The organism is Streptomyces seoulensis, assembly GCF_022846655.1.
Classification (GTDB): Bacteria; Actinomycetota; Actinomycetes; order Streptomycetales; family Streptomycetaceae; genus Streptomyces.
This window is the reverse complement of the sequence record NZ_AP025667.1, coordinates 2752633-2765825: the sequence shown is the minus strand read 5'-3', so window position 1 is coordinate 2765825 and position 13193 is coordinate 2752633. Positions and strand designations below refer to the sequence as shown.

The window sequence follows — 13193 nt, the reverse complement described above, 5'->3', positions numbered from 1 at the left end:
GCCCCACCGTCACCGGCAAAGTGGCCGCCCATGACGAGCAGCGAGCTGTGGGACCGGGCGAGCGCCGAGCGCTACGACGCCGAGGAGACCGAGATGTCCTCGGCGGCGGTGCTCGGCCCCACCGTCGACTTCCTCGCCGACCTGGCCGGAGGGGGCAGGGCGTTGGAGTTCGCCATCGGCACCGGCCGGGTGGCCGTGCCGCTGCGGGAGCGGGGTGTGCCGGTTGCGGGCATCGAGTTCTCCGAGCACATGGCGGCGGTGCTGCGCCGGAAGGTGGACGAGGAGACGCTCCCGGTCACGCCGGGAGACATGGCCACGACGGTGGTACCGGGCGAGTTCAGCCTGGTCTACCTCGTCTACAACACGATCTCGAACCTGCTCACGCAGGAAGAACAGGTGGAGTGCTTCCGTAACGCCGCCCGGCATCTGGCGCCCGGCGGCCGCTTCGTCATCGAACTGGGTGTGCCGCCGCTGCGCCTGCTGCCGCCCACGCAGTCGGCGGTGCCGTTCGACGTGTCGGCGGGCCACATCGGCTTCGACACCTTCGACCTGGTGGCCCAGATCCTGGTCTCGCACCACCTCACCCAGGACGGCGAGGACGGTCGCTACCGGCGCACGGCCTCCCGCCACCGCTACGCCTGGCCCGCCGAACTGGACCTGATGGCGCACATCGCGGGCCTCCGCCTGGAGCGCCGGGTGGCGGACTGGACCGGAGCCCCCTTCACGGACGCCTCCACCAAGCACGTCTCGGTCTGGCGCAAGCCGCTCTGAGCGGGGAACACCGGGTACTTCCCGAGCATGGTCCACTCCTGATAGACGCAGGAGACATGACACGACTCTCCCGTGCCGCACGCGGTGTCATCACCGCCGTCGCCGCCCTGCTGACCGTGACCGCCGCCTCCACCACGGCCAGGGCCACGCCCGAACCGAGGGCGCCGAAGGACTTCGTGGCCCTGAGCGCGGTGGACCCCACCATCATCCAGGAGATGCGCTACTTCACCCCGCACAACTTCGTCGGCGAGCGCATCGACGGCTACCAGCAGCCGGTCTGTCTCCTCACCCGTCCCGCGGCCGAGGCCCTGCATCAGGCGCAGCGCCGACTGCTGCGGCACGGCTACAGCCTGAAGGTGTACGACTGCTACCGGCCGCAGCGCGCCGTCGACCACTTCGTCCGCTGGGCCGAGGACCTGGACGACGAGACCATGAAGCCCGAGTTCTACCCGGAGGTCGACAAGACCCGGCTCTTCGCCGACGGGTACATCGCCGAGAAGTCCGGCCACAGCAGGGGTTCGACCATGGACCTGACGGTCGTCGAACTCCCGGCGCGGCCGACCCGCCCCTACGTCCCCGGCCAGCCCCTCGTCTCCTGTCACGCCCCCAAGTCTCAGCGTTTCCCGGACAACTCCCTCGACATGGGCACCGGTTTCGACTGCTTCGACCCGCTGGCCCACACCCTGGACCCCCGTGTCCAGGGTGTGCAGCGCGCCAACCGCCTGCTGCTCAAGAACACCCTGGAGCGCCTCGGCTTCGTGAACCTCGCCGAGGAGTGGTGGCACTACACGTACAAGCCCGAGCCGTACCCGGACACGTACTTCGACTTCCCGGTCAACCGGAAGTCGCTCACCACCAAGCGTTGATCCGGTCCCGGCCCGCGCTCCGTTCTCCCCGGAGCGCGGGCCGGGGTGCCGGCCGGGGAAGCTCAGCCGGACGCCTCCGTGTCGAAGGCGACGAAGCGCAGTTCCGAGGTGTAGCGGTGGCCCTCGGCATCGGTGAGCCAGGTCTGTTCAGGCGTCGGGAGCATCTCGGTGAACGTGACTTCGGCCTCGGGGTCCTTGCGGGCCAGCCGGCGCAGCGCCTTGGCCAGGATCGTGACGTAGACCGGGCTGTCGAAGTCCACGTAGAACGGGCGGGACTCGGTCGGGGAGACCACGAACACGTAGCGCGGCAGGCCGAGTTCCTCTCTCCAGTGACGGGCGCGGACGAAGCGGCGGGCCTCGTCCTTGTCGTCGGCGAAGCCGGCACCGGCGGCCGGGAGGCGCCAGGTCTCGCGGGCGATCACGAGCCGGTCCACGGTGACCCGGGGTGAGTGGGCCGCCTCGGGGAGGATGCGGAAGAGATCCATCGCGAGGGTAGTCAGGACGTGGGAGAAGACGTCGACCGCCGGGAGGACCGTGGCGTCCGGGAGCAGGACGACGAGTTCGCCGTCGCGTTCCTCGACGGTGGCGTCGGCGCTGCGGACGGTGCGGGGCCGGGCGGGGTCCGCCGTGAAGTCGGCCAGGGCGACCTGGTGGTCCTCGGGGCGTACGAGGGTCTGGCGGACGCGGGCCGAGAGGCGGGAGCGGTGCTCCTTGGGGATCAGCGGGAGCAGGCGCGGACCGGGGTGGTCACGGTCGGTGAGACGGAACAGTTCGTCCGGGTCGGAGTGCTGGTGGGTGAAGAGGGACGCGCCCAGCGTGTTGGCGGCGAGGTGGAGTTCGCCGAGGACGAGGGTGAAGTCGCCGCGCGCGACCGCGTCCGCGCCGTCGGCCGCGATCATGATGTCCGGGCTCAGATAGCGTGCGGCCGTCCAGCCGCCGCCCGCGGTGCCGAACTCCTTTCGGACACCGTCCTCGACGGCCGCCGCGTCTGTCTCGACCCGGCGTGCCCCGGCCGGTACCGCGAGGATGCGCTGCCAGCGCCGGGCGAACTCCCGCTGGAGGTCCGCGGCCGCGGTCCGGGCGGGCCCGTGCAGCACGGGCAGGCAGGCGAACCAGAAGGAGGCCAGGTCGACGGGGCCCTCAGCGGCCAGGCGCGCGTAGACCTGCCGGGACTCGGTGAGCACCGTCTCGGCCAGCCGGGAGGTGAGCCAGCCCGCGCTGTCCATGAGAGGGCGCAGCGGGCGCAGCGCGTCGAGGACGGCCGGTCCGATGCGGGCGGTGGCGGCGCGTCGCGCGTCGGAGTACACCAGTGCCCGGCAGGGAGCCGTGGAGGCGGACTTCTCCCGTACGGCGGGGGTGTCGGTCAGCTCGGTGAACGTCCGCTCCAAGTCGGCCATCGCGGCCACCAGTTCGTCGTCACTGCGCGCCGCCGCCACCCCGGCCCGGCCCGCCTCCAGCCGGTCCAGCGCGGTGAGTCCGCGCTGCCGGGGGCCGGGCGCTCCGACGGTGTGGAGCCAGGCGCGCAGCGCTCGGTCCGGATGGGTGCCGGCGGGGACCTCCAGCCGCCACACCACCCAGCGGCGGGCGATCAGGTCCGCCAGGACGGCGGGGACGTCGGTGCCCGGCAGTTCGGTGGCGATCCGCCGGGCCGGACGGACGCCGTCGCAGCGGGCGAGGACGGCGGCGGCCTCGGCCGACACCGTCACCGGTCTGCGGCCGGGCACGCTGACCCGGTCGCCATCGAGGGCGACGAAGGGCACGCGCCTCGGCGCGATCCACTCGCGCAGCTCCGGGTCGGCGTCCAGCGTCTTCGCCAGGGCGTCCATGCCCCAACTCGCCCAGTAGACGTGGGACTCGGCGATCAGTGCCGACCCGGTGTCCACGGCGGCTCCGGGCGTGTCCGGGTCCCAGCGGCCCCAGCCGACGGGGCCGAAGAAGCCAATCGTGTCGTTCTTCACGCAGAACCGCTGCCAGTAGTGCGCGACCAGCTCCTCACGCTGGCGGGGCATGCTGCTGCGGCTGTCCGCACTCGGCGTCCACCGCAGGAACGGCGCGATGCCGGAGGCCAGCACGGGCCGGTTCTGCCAGGCGACCGCCTCCCGGAAGGCGGGGGTGCGGGCGATGCCCTGGAGGGTGCGGGCGTTCTCCACGGCGGCCTCGGTGAAGAGGCGGGCGAAGTCGGTCCAGCGGGGCCCGTCGAGCGTGTCGTCGGCGGCGAACTTGTCGGCGGCTTCCGCCAGTCCGGCCGGCGCGAGGCGCAGCACGCCGTCCGCGGGGAAACCGGGCCCGCGCAGGGCGAACTGCTCCCACAGGCGCCAGCGGCCGAGGGACGGAACGAGGTCTTCGGTCATGGCACGGCTCTCCTTGCGGTGCGCGGGTGGACGTTCCTCCCGGACAGGACACGACATGGGTGACCACGGCGCGGGGTGCGTGCGACGCGGACGGGGTGCGGCGGCCGCATCCGGGGCGGGTCAGGCGGTGCCGAAGTCCGCGTCCACGACCTCGGCCAGGTCCTGCGGCGTCGGGTAGGCGAAGACCAGGGACACGGGGACGTCCACGCCCAGCGCCTCCTGGAGGCGGCCGGTGATCTGGAAGGCGGTGAGCGAGTCGCCGCCCGCCTCGTAGAAGTCGGTCTCCGCGGTGAGGTCGGTGAGCCCGAGGACGTCCTGGAAGATCCCGACGAGCAGATCGAGGGTGCTGGTGGCGGTGGCGGTGTCGATGCTCATGGCGTGTGCTCCTTCTTGACGGTGCGGACCGGCTGCTCGACGGTCCGGGTGGCTGTCCGGTGATGCGGGTGACTGTCCGGTGGTACGGGTGGGCTGGTCGGCTCTGCGGGTGAACTACCGGGCGGCGCGGGTGAGGTGGCCGTCGGTGCGGTCGAGGCGCTCAGGGCGGGTGGAGGTCAGGGTGCGCAGGCGGGCCGGGGTGTTGCCGCCCGAGACGACCGCCACGGCACGTTCGCGGCGGCCTGCGCGCAGGGCGCCGGCGACGGCGACGGCTCCGCTCGGTTCGGCGTCGATGCCGTACCGGCGCAGGAGCGCGGCGGCGGCCAGGATCTCGGCGTCGCCGACGGCGATCAGGTCGTCGACGCGGTCGCGGATGATCGGGTAGGGGACGGCTCCGGGGTACTGGCCGCGCAGTCCGTCCGCCACGGTGGTGCTGGGCGGCAGGCGGACCGGGCGGCCGGCGGCCAGGGAGCGGGCGTAGCGCGGGGTGGCGGCGGGTTCGACGCCGACCACCCGCACCGGGTGGTGCGCGGCGGCGAGGCAGATTCCGGCGAGGAGGCCGCCGCCGCCGGTGGGGACGTAGACGGTCTCGGTCTCTGGGGCGTCGGCGAGGATCTCGGCGCCTGCCGTGCCCTGCCCGGCGACCACCAGGGGGTGGTCGGAGGAGGGGATGAACGCGGCGTCCGTCTCCAGGGCCAGGGCGCGGGCGTGTTCCTCCCGTTCGGCCACGCCGCCGCCGACGCCGACGGTCTCGGCTCCCAGCGCCCGGATGGCCGCGGCCTTCGCCGGGGCGGCGCCCGCCGCCAGCACCACGGTGAGCCGGATGCCGAGGGTGCGGGCGAGCCGGGCCAGGGCGATGCCGTGGTTGCCGGAGGAGCCGGTGACGACCCGGTCGGCGCCCAGGGCCAGGACGGCGTTGGCGGCGCCGCGCGTCTTGAACGAGCCGCCTGTCTGGAGGTGTTCGGCCTTCAGCAGCAGGCGCGTGCCGTCGGCCGTCGTGGGCGGTCCGGGCAGCAGGGGGGTGCGGAGCACGTGGGAGGCGATGCGGGCGGCGGCGGCGCGCAGATCGGCGGGGCCGAGGACCAGTCCGGCGGTGGTCATGCCGGGCTCCCGGCGGCCAGCAGACGCCGGTCCGCCTTGCCGCTCCGGGTGGTGGGCAGGGTGTCGAGGCGTTCGAAGCGGCGGGGCATCAGATGCGGTGGCAGGGACCGGGCGAGGTGGCGGCGCAGCTCGCCGTCGGTGGTGGCGGCGAGGGCGCCGGTGACGTGGGCGACGAGGTGGACGCGTCCCCGGTCGTCGGTGCGGGGGGTCACCACGGCCCCGGTGACGTGCGGATGGGACAGCAGGGCGCCCTCGACCTCGGCGGGGTCGACGCGGTAGCCGCGGATCTTCACCTGCCGGTCGGTACGGCCGACGTAGTGCAGCCCCTCCGGCCCCCGTCGGCCGAGGTCGCCGGTGCGGTAGAGGCGGGCGCCGGGCGGCCCGTACGGGTCGGGGACGAAGCACTCGGCCGTCCGGGCCGGCCTGCCGCCGTAGCCGCGGGCCAGGCCGGTGCCGCCGATGTACACCTCGCCCACCGCTCCGTCGGGGACGGGGGCGAGGTCCGCGTCGAGCACGCGGATCACGGCTCCCGCGCGGGGTGTGCCGACCGGGTCGGCGGACACGTCCGGCTCGGCCGGCACCGCGTGGCGGGTGGTCGTCATGGTGCACTCGGTCGGGCCGTACTGGTTGACCAGGGTGCCCTGGACGAGTGGTCGGCCGCCGGCCGCGAGGAAGGGCCGCAGCGACTCGCCGCTGGAGGCCACGAGGGAGACTCCGGCGAGCTGGTCACCGGGGCCGGGCTGTGCGGCCAGGTGGGCCAGGAAGGAGGGGGTGGTGCTGAGCAGCGCGGTGATCCGGTGCTCCCGGACGGTGCGGACGAACGCCTCGGGGCGCAGCAGCGCGGCCCGGTCCACGATGACCAGCCGTGCTCCGGCCAGCAGGGGTACGAGGGTGTCGCGCAGGGAGGCGTCGTAGCCGAGGGGTGCCGTCTGGAGGGCCACGGTGTGGGCGTCGAGGCCGAAGGCTCGGGCGGTGTCGCGCAGGTAGGCGTCGAGGCTGTGGTGTTCGACCAGGACGGGGCTGGGTTCACCGGTGCTGCCGGAGGTGTGGCTGACGTAGGCGAGCGCGCGGGGGTCGGCCGGGCTGGGCGGCGGGGCGCCGGTGGCGCCGGTGTCCGGCTGGTCGAGGTGGACCGCGGGCAGGTCCAGGCCGAGGGCGGGCGCGAGGGAGGAGGTGGTCAGCAGCAGCGTGGCACCGGCACTGCGGGCGAAGGCGGCCAGCCGGTCGCGCGGCTGCGTGACGTCGAGCGCGACGAAGGCGGCTCCGCAGCGCAGGACCGCCGCGATGGCGGCCACCGCCTCGCCGCCGTGCTCGACGGCGACGGCGCAGACCGTCTCCGGGCGGGCGCCCCTGGTGTACAGGGTGCGGGCCATCTCGTCGACGCGGGCGGCGAGTTCGGCGTAGGTCACGTCACCGGCGGGGGTGGTGAGCGCGATCCGGCGCGGGTGCCGCTCCGCGTGGGCGGCGATGTCGTCGGCGACCGTGCGCATCACGCCTCCCCCGTGCCGCGGGCGTTGGCGCCGTCCGCACCGGTGACGGTCCGGTCGACGGCCACGAAGCGGAGTTCGGAGGTGTAGCGCCGCCCCTCGTCGTCGGTGAGCCAGGCCTGTTCCGGGGTCGGCAGCATCTCGCTGATCTTCAGCCGCGCTCCGGGGTCCTTGCGGGCGAGCCGCCGGGCCGCCTTGGCGAGGATGGTGACGTACACGGGGCTGTCGAAGTCCACGTAGAACGGGCGGGGTTCGGTCGGGGAGACGACGAAGACGTACCGGGGCAGGTCGTTGCGCCGCTGCCAGTGCCGGGCCCGGACGAAGCGGGCGGCCTCCCCCTTCTCGTCGGCGAAGTCGGCTTCCGCGACGGGGAGTTGCCAGGTCTCGCGGGCCACGATCACGCGGTCCACGGTAATGCGGGGGGTGTGCTCGCCCTCCGGGCGCAGGGTGAAGCGGTCCATGACGCGCTGGGTGAGGGTGTTGGCGTAGGCGTCGAGGACGTCGTAGGCCGTGCCGTCGGGCAGGACGGCGAGGAGCCGGCCGTCGCGCTCCTCCACGGTGACGTCCGCGCTCGCCACGGTGCGCGGGCGGTGCGGGTCGCCGGTCTGGTCGACCAAGGCCACGTAGTGGTCCTCGGGCCGGTCCAGGGAGGGCCGGCTGCGCGCGGACCACTTCAGCGGCAGCTCCTTCGGCAGCATCGGGAGCAGGCGCGGGCCGGGGAAGTCGCGGGTGGTCTCGGCGATCAGCTCGTCCCGGTCGGGGTGCTGGTGGACGAAGAGCGAGGCGCCCATGGTGTTCAGCGCGCAGTGCATCTCCCCCAGGACCAGTTCCACGTCTCCCCGGGCGAGCGCGTCGTCGTCCTCCGCGACGACCAGGATGTCGGGGCTGATGTAGCGGGCCAGCGACCAGCCCTCGCCGGGCTCCTCGAACTCCTCGCGCACCCGCGCCGCCAGCTCGGCCGTGGACAGCCGGACCCGGCGCGCACCCGGCGGCAGATCGAGGACCTTGGCCCACTTGGCCCGCAGCTCCGCCTGCACGGCGTCGATCAGGGCGGCCGCCTCCGGGTGAGGGGAGGGCAGGGTGTGGAGCCACAGGCTCGCGAGGTCCACCGGTGCGCCACCGGCGGCCAGCCGTTCGTGGACGGTGCGCAGCCGGGCGCGGATCGCTTCGGCGAACCGGTTCGTCATCCAGCGGGCGGCGGTCAGGCACAGGTCCAGCGGTTCGAGGTGGGCGAGCAGTCCGGCGCCCGCGGTGGCGGTCGCGGCGCGGCGGGCGTCGGAGTACACCAAGCCGCGGCAGGGTGCGGTGCGCTCGCCCTTGGCGCGCTGGGCCTCGCTGTCGGTCAGCGCGGCGAAGTCCGCCTCCAGGGCGCCGATCGCGGAGGTCAGCGCGGCGGCGTCGGTGCCGGCCGCGCTCACGGCGGCACGACCGCGTTCCAGTACGGCCAGCTTCTCCAGCGCACGCTCGCGGGCGGCCTCGTCGGGCACGCGCTCCAGGATGTCGCGCAGGGCCCGGTCGGGGTGGGTGGCGGCCGGCACGTCCAGACGCCACGACACCCAGCGCCGGGCGGCCAGTTCACCCACGGTCCGGGCCACGTCGTCGGGGCCGGTGCCCAGTTCTCCGGCGATCGCGTCCAGGTGCCGGGTGCCGTCGCACAGCTCCAGCACGGCCTGCCCGCCGGCGTCGATCGGCTGCGCCGGCCGCCCCGGAACCCGTACCTCGCCGTCGGCGCACCGCACGAAGGACACCCGGCGTGGGGGGATCCAGCGCATCAGGGCCGGGTCCTCGGCCAGTACCTTCGCCAGGGCGTCGACGGCCCAGGCGGAGAAGTAGACCTCCGACGCGGCGAGGAAGCCGTGCCCGGGTTCGAGGGCGACCACGTCGGGCGTGTCCGGGTCCCAGCGGCCCCAGCCGACGGGACCGAAGAAGCCGATCGTGTCGTTCTTCACGCAGAACCGCTGCCAGTAGTGCGCGACCAGCTCCTCACGCTGACGAGGCATGCTGCTGCGACTGTCCGCACTCGGCGTCCACCGCAGGAACGGCGCGATGCCGGTGCGCAGGACGGCCGGGTTCTGCCAGGCGAGGGCGGCCTGGAAGCGGGGCTGGGCGGCGATCTCCTGGAGGTGGCGGGCGGTGCCCACGGCGGCCTCGGAGAAGTCCTCGGTGAAACCCTGCCACTCGGGGCCGGACAGCCCGGCTTCGGGGCCGAACTTGTCGGCCGCCTCGCCCAGTTGGGGCGGGGCGAGCGCCAGCACGCCGTCGGCGGGAAAACCGGGGCCGCGGAGCGCGAACTGCTCCCACAGCCGCCAGCCTCCGCCCGGCAGCAGGACAGGTGCGTGCTCGTCCGACATCGCGTGGCTCCTTCCGAAAGGGGGTGCACGGGGACCGCGTCGCCCGGCCAGGAGGCGGGCGTCGCCGCCTGCCTGCCGACCGGGCTCCGGGCTCCCCGCGGCCGGTCAGCACCGTCCCGCGGCGGGACGGTCCGCCACCAGAGAAGATCCGGCAGCAACGCGCGCCACCGGCTCAGCGCGTTCGCCCCTGCCCCGGGCGGCCGGCTCCCGGCACGCTGACCGCAGTCGGCCCCTGATCCGCGGCCGACTCCACACCTGCGGGAGGTTCACCGTGACGCACGACAAGCTGGTGACCGGGACGGACGGCACGGAGGCCGGTCCCGGACCTGAGGACCTGTACCTGGTGGTGCGCAACGACGAGGAGCAGTACTCCATCTGGCGGGCCGACCGGGAGATGCCGGCGGGCTGGCACCCCGAGGGTCTGCGGGGCAGCCGGCAGGAGTGCCTGGACCACATCGGCGTGATCTGGACGGACATGCGCCCGCTCAGCCTGCGCCGCCGGCTGGCCGGGGCTGATGTCTGAGCCCGGACCGGGTCCGCTCCTGACCCGGACGGCCCACGCCCCGCCGGGCCCCCGGCTCCCGCACCGCCTGTGCCCCGCCGTACTGGACCCCGACGGCCTGCGGAGCCCCGCGCACACCTTGGGACCCCGCCCGCTGAAGGGGCCCCTGGAGCTGTACCTGGCGCGGGTCGGCACACCCGACGGGGAGGCGCTGCGCCGGGCGCAGGAGCTCCTGGACGCGGAGGAGCTGGCGCGGGCCAGGGCGTTCAGGCACACGCGGGACCGGGACGCCTACGTCGTCGCGCACGCGGCGCTGCGCAGTGTGCTCAGCGTCCTGCTGGGCGTCCCGGCCGAGGCGCTGCCTCTGGTGCGCGAACCGTGCGCGGGCTGTGGCGGTCCGCACGGGCGGCCCGCGCTGCGCACGTCCGGGGTGCACTTCTCCCTGTCGCACAGCGGCGACCTGGTGATGGTGGCGCTCGCGCCGGCCCCGGTCGGCGTGGACGTGGAGGGCCTGGCGACGGCCCGCGCGGTGCTCGGGGCGCAGTCGGCGCTGCACATGACGGAGGCGCGGGAGCTCACGCTGCTGCCCCCGCACGAGCGGTCGGCGGCCTTCACCCGGACGTGGGTGCGCAAGGAGGCGTACCTGAAGGGGCTGGGCACCGGGCTGGTCCGCGATCCGGCGCTGGACTACGTGGGCACCGGCCCGGTGCCCACCCCTCCCGCGCCGGGATGGACCCTGCGGGACGTCCTCGTCCCGGCGGGTTACGCGGCGGCGGTGGCACTGCACACGCCGTAGAAGAGGGCGCACGACAGAGCCCGTGGGGGACCGGTCCGACCACCGGTCCCCCACGGGCCCTCGGCGTGCCGTGCGCGCGGTTCCGTGTGCACTGTCGCCACAAAAACCCCCTGTTTCACGGGGGTTGACCGGGCTACGATCTGCGGGTGACGGCTCCGGAACCCACCATCCTCGCCACCTCCGGGGGGCATCGCGTCGGCAGGCGCACCCGGACGCTCTTCGACGCGCTGGTCCACCACGCGGTGGACCTCTCCGGCGTGCACGGCAGGCGCCCGCGCGTCCTCTACGTCGGCACGGCCACGGGGGACGCCGAGCACGTCACGGCGCGGGTGTCCGAGGCGGCCCGGGTGGCGGGCTTCGACCTCACCCCGCTCCAGCTCTTCCCGATGCCGAACGTCGCCGATGTCGAGGGCACCGTCCTCGACCACGACGTGGTCTGGGCGATGGGCGGCTCGGTGGCCAACCTGCTCGCGGTGTGGCGGGTGCACGGGCTGGATGACGTGATGCGCCGGGCCTGGCGGGCGGGGGTGGTCCTCGCCGGCATCAGCGCCGGTTCCATCTGCTGGTTCGAGGGCGGAGCCACCGACTCCTTCGGGCCCGAGCTGCGGCCGGTGACGAACGGCCTCGGCCTGCTGCCGTACGGCAACGGCGTGCACTACGACTCCGACCCGGGCCGGCGTCCGCTGATCCACCGCCTGGTCGCGGACGGCACCCTGCCCACCAGCCACTGCGCCGACGACGGGGTGGGCCTGGTCTACCGGGGCACCGAGCTCGTCGAGGCGGTCACGGAACTGCCCGGCAAGGGTGCCTACGTGGTGCGCCGGGAGGACGGGCGGGCGGTGGAGGAGCGCCTGGAGCCGCGAGCGCTGCCGACGCCCGGGTACTGATCCCGGCGCGGGGCACCGCCGTCGCCCCAGCTAGGTCTCAGATGAGGCCGTGGCGTACGGCGTGGGCGACCGCGTGGGCGCGGTTGCGGGCGTGCAGGCGGGACATGACGTCGTAGATCACGTTCTTGACGGTGTGTTCGGAGCACGACAGGAGCCGGGCGATGTCGGCGTTGTGGTGCCCGTCGGCCATGAGCCGCAGCACCGAGGTCTGCCGGGGCGTCAGCGCGGGCTCCTCACCGCCCGACCACTGCCGGGGGTCGGTGGTGAGCAACTGCGAGAGCACCGGGTACGGGATGCTCTGGTGCGGGTGGCCGGCCCGGTGGACGGCCGCCGGCAGGGTCTCCTCGCCGAGGTCAGCGGCCCGCAGCACGACCGCTCCGGCGCGCACGGCCAGCATCAGTCCGGCGCGCGTGACGGTGTCGCACACGATCAGCAGCGGTCCGGGCTCGCGGGCCCCGCGCAGCGCCTGTTCCACGTCGTCGGCCACGACCACGGTGACGGCGCGGGGGTCGTACGGGTCCGCGCCGGACCGGGTCGCGTCGCCCGCCTGGACCAGTCCGGCGCGGAGGGCGAGGAGGCGGACGCGCTCGGCGTGACGCGGGGCGAGGAACCGGAGCCGGATCGGCCTGGGCGGGACGGGGGCCGGGGCCGGGATGGCCGTGAGGACGGTGGAGGCGGCCGTCGGGGCCGTACGGGCGGCGGTCAGGGTGGTGGTCACAGGAGCCCCGCTCTCAGTGCGTAGGCCACGGCGTGGGCGCGGTTGCGCAGCCGGAACCGCTGGGTGATGTCGTGGACGACGCTGGTCACGGTGCGCGGCGAGTAGGCGAGGCGCTGGGCGATCTCCGCCGTCTCGTGCCCGTCCGCGACCAGCCGCAGCACCGAACGCTCCCGGTCCGAGAGGGCGTTGCCCGCCCAGCCGTCGGTGTCGTGCCCGGCGGCACCGGGCCGGTCCAGGACCTGTTCGAGCAGGTCCGGGGGCAGGGTGCAGTCGTCGCGTGCGGCGGCCAGCACCGCGTGGGCGAGCCGGGAGGCGTCGGCCTCACGGCGCAGCAGCAGACCGCGGGCGCCGGCCGCGAGGGCGTGCAGGGCGTCGCCGGAGGCGAGGGCGCCCGCCACGAGGACGATGGCCGGGCGGTTCGGCTGAGCACGGGTCGTGCGCACCATGTCGAGTTCGGCGGGACCGAGCCGGTCCACGGTGAGCACGGCGACACGCGCCTCACCGTCCTCGCACACGGTCAGTTCCGGGAACCCGAGGAGGGTGCTTCGGATACCGGCCTCCAGCACCGGGTCGAGGGCGACCACACCGACGGGTACGGGTGCTCCCATCTGCTGCTCCTTGGAAGGTCGTCCGCCCTGCCGTACTGCGGGCGGTGCCGGGTACTGGACAGGACCTTGCCGCCGCGGCCCGGCCGGGAGCATCCGTAATCGGTCCCCACCTTTCCCGGCCCGCCCCCGGTCCGGGGGTACGGGGGCAGGGCGGAGGCCCTGTGCGGTCGCCCCGTGGGGGCCGTGCGGGGGCGTGGGGTGGCACGAAGAGTGCCGAACCGGGCCCGTCGGTGCGGGAGTCCGGGCGGGGATGGGGAGGGCGCGACGGATTCTCCGGGGACGGGACCGGGGGCGGGCGTGCCGGAATAGGGGTCGGCGACACGCACGGGGCCGGAGCATGGGGGTCGCGGGCCGTGCGGGTGGGGGCGGAGTGGTGGGAA

The 13193-nt window shown here is 74.6% G+C and carries 12 protein-coding genes; 5 read left to right on the top strand and 7 right to left on the bottom strand.

Annotation, left to right across the window (positions count from 1 at the left end; translation table 11 throughout):
- Nucleotides 1-30: 30 nt before the first annotated feature.
- Both HEK131_RS12805 and HEK131_RS12800 read left to right on the top strand, forming a co-directional pair.
- A complete protein-coding gene (locus HEK131_RS12805; protein ID WP_244335070.1) occupies nt 31-771 on the top strand; it encodes a class I SAM-dependent methyltransferase in 741 nt (246 codons plus the stop codon).
- A 56-nt stretch (nt 772-827) separates the two neighbouring features.
- Nucleotides 828-1637 (top strand): M15 family metallopeptidase, encoded by an 810-nt coding sequence (locus HEK131_RS12800; protein WP_244335068.1) that lies wholly within the window; start codon nt 828-830, stop codon nt 1635-1637.
- A 62-nt stretch (nt 1638-1699) separates the two neighbouring features.
- On the opposite strand, the gene HEK131_RS12795 is transcribed toward HEK131_RS12800, so the two are convergent.
- From HEK131_RS12795 to HEK131_RS12775, 5 genes are all read right to left on the bottom strand, one after another.
- Complete coding sequence (locus tag HEK131_RS12795) at nt 1700-3988, bottom strand: lantibiotic dehydratase (protein WP_244335066.1); 2289 nt, start codon at nt 3986-3988, stop codon at nt 1700-1702.
- Between the two features lie 120 nt (nt 3989-4108).
- Nucleotides 4109-4363 carry an acyl carrier protein gene (locus HEK131_RS12790; protein WP_217464014.1) on the bottom strand — a complete coding sequence of 85 codons (255 nt, stop codon included), beginning with the start codon at nt 4361-4363 and terminating at the stop codon, nt 4109-4111.
- 114 nt (nt 4364-4477) lie between these two features.
- The gene (locus HEK131_RS12785; RefSeq protein WP_244335064.1) at nt 4478-5464 is read right to left on the bottom strand and encodes a threonine ammonia-lyase; all 987 of its coding nucleotides are present in this window, start codon (nt 5462-5464) and stop codon (nt 4478-4480) included.
- A complete protein-coding gene (locus tag HEK131_RS12780) occupies nt 5461-6954 on the bottom strand; it encodes an amino acid adenylation domain-containing protein (protein ID WP_244335062.1) in 1494 nt (497 codons plus the stop codon). Before HEK131_RS12780 ends, HEK131_RS12785 begins: the two co-directional genes overlap by 4 nt.
- Complete coding sequence (locus HEK131_RS12775) at nt 6954-9302, bottom strand: lantibiotic dehydratase (protein WP_244335060.1); 2349 nt, start codon at nt 9300-9302, stop codon at nt 6954-6956. The genes HEK131_RS12780 and HEK131_RS12775 overlap by 1 nt, the downstream gene beginning before the upstream one ends.
- Nucleotides 9303-9591: 289 nt before the next feature.
- Here HEK131_RS12775 and HEK131_RS12770 point away from each other — a divergent pair, with 289 nt between their 5' ends.
- The 3 genes from HEK131_RS12770 (at nt 9592) to HEK131_RS12760 (ending at nt 11487) form a co-directional block, all read left to right on the top strand.
- Nucleotides 9592-9825: an MbtH family NRPS accessory protein gene (locus HEK131_RS12770; RefSeq protein ID WP_217464452.1), complete on the top strand. Its 234-nt coding sequence runs from the start codon at nt 9592-9594 to the stop codon at nt 9823-9825.
- The gene (locus HEK131_RS12765) at nt 9818-10600 is read left to right on the top strand and encodes a 4'-phosphopantetheinyl transferase family protein (RefSeq protein ID WP_217464010.1); all 783 of its coding nucleotides are present in this window, start codon (nt 9818-9820) and stop codon (nt 10598-10600) included. Before HEK131_RS12770 ends, HEK131_RS12765 begins: the two co-directional genes overlap by 8 nt.
- A gap of 146 nt (nt 10601-10746) precedes the next feature.
- A complete protein-coding gene (locus tag HEK131_RS12760; protein WP_244335058.1) occupies nt 10747-11487 on the top strand; it encodes a peptidase E in 741 nt (246 codons plus the stop codon).
- Nucleotides 11488-11524: 37 nt separating this feature from the next.
- On the opposite strand, the gene HEK131_RS12755 is transcribed toward HEK131_RS12760, so the two are convergent.
- Both HEK131_RS12755 and HEK131_RS12750 read right to left on the bottom strand, forming a co-directional pair.
- Complete coding sequence (locus tag HEK131_RS12755) at nt 11525-12205, bottom strand: response regulator transcription factor (protein ID WP_244335056.1); 681 nt, start codon at nt 12203-12205, stop codon at nt 11525-11527.
- A complete protein-coding gene (locus tag HEK131_RS12750; RefSeq protein ID WP_217464007.1) occupies nt 12202-12813 on the bottom strand; it encodes a response regulator transcription factor in 612 nt (203 codons plus the stop codon). Before HEK131_RS12750 ends, HEK131_RS12755 begins: the two co-directional genes overlap by 4 nt.
- Nucleotides 12814-13193 lie beyond the last annotated feature (380 nt).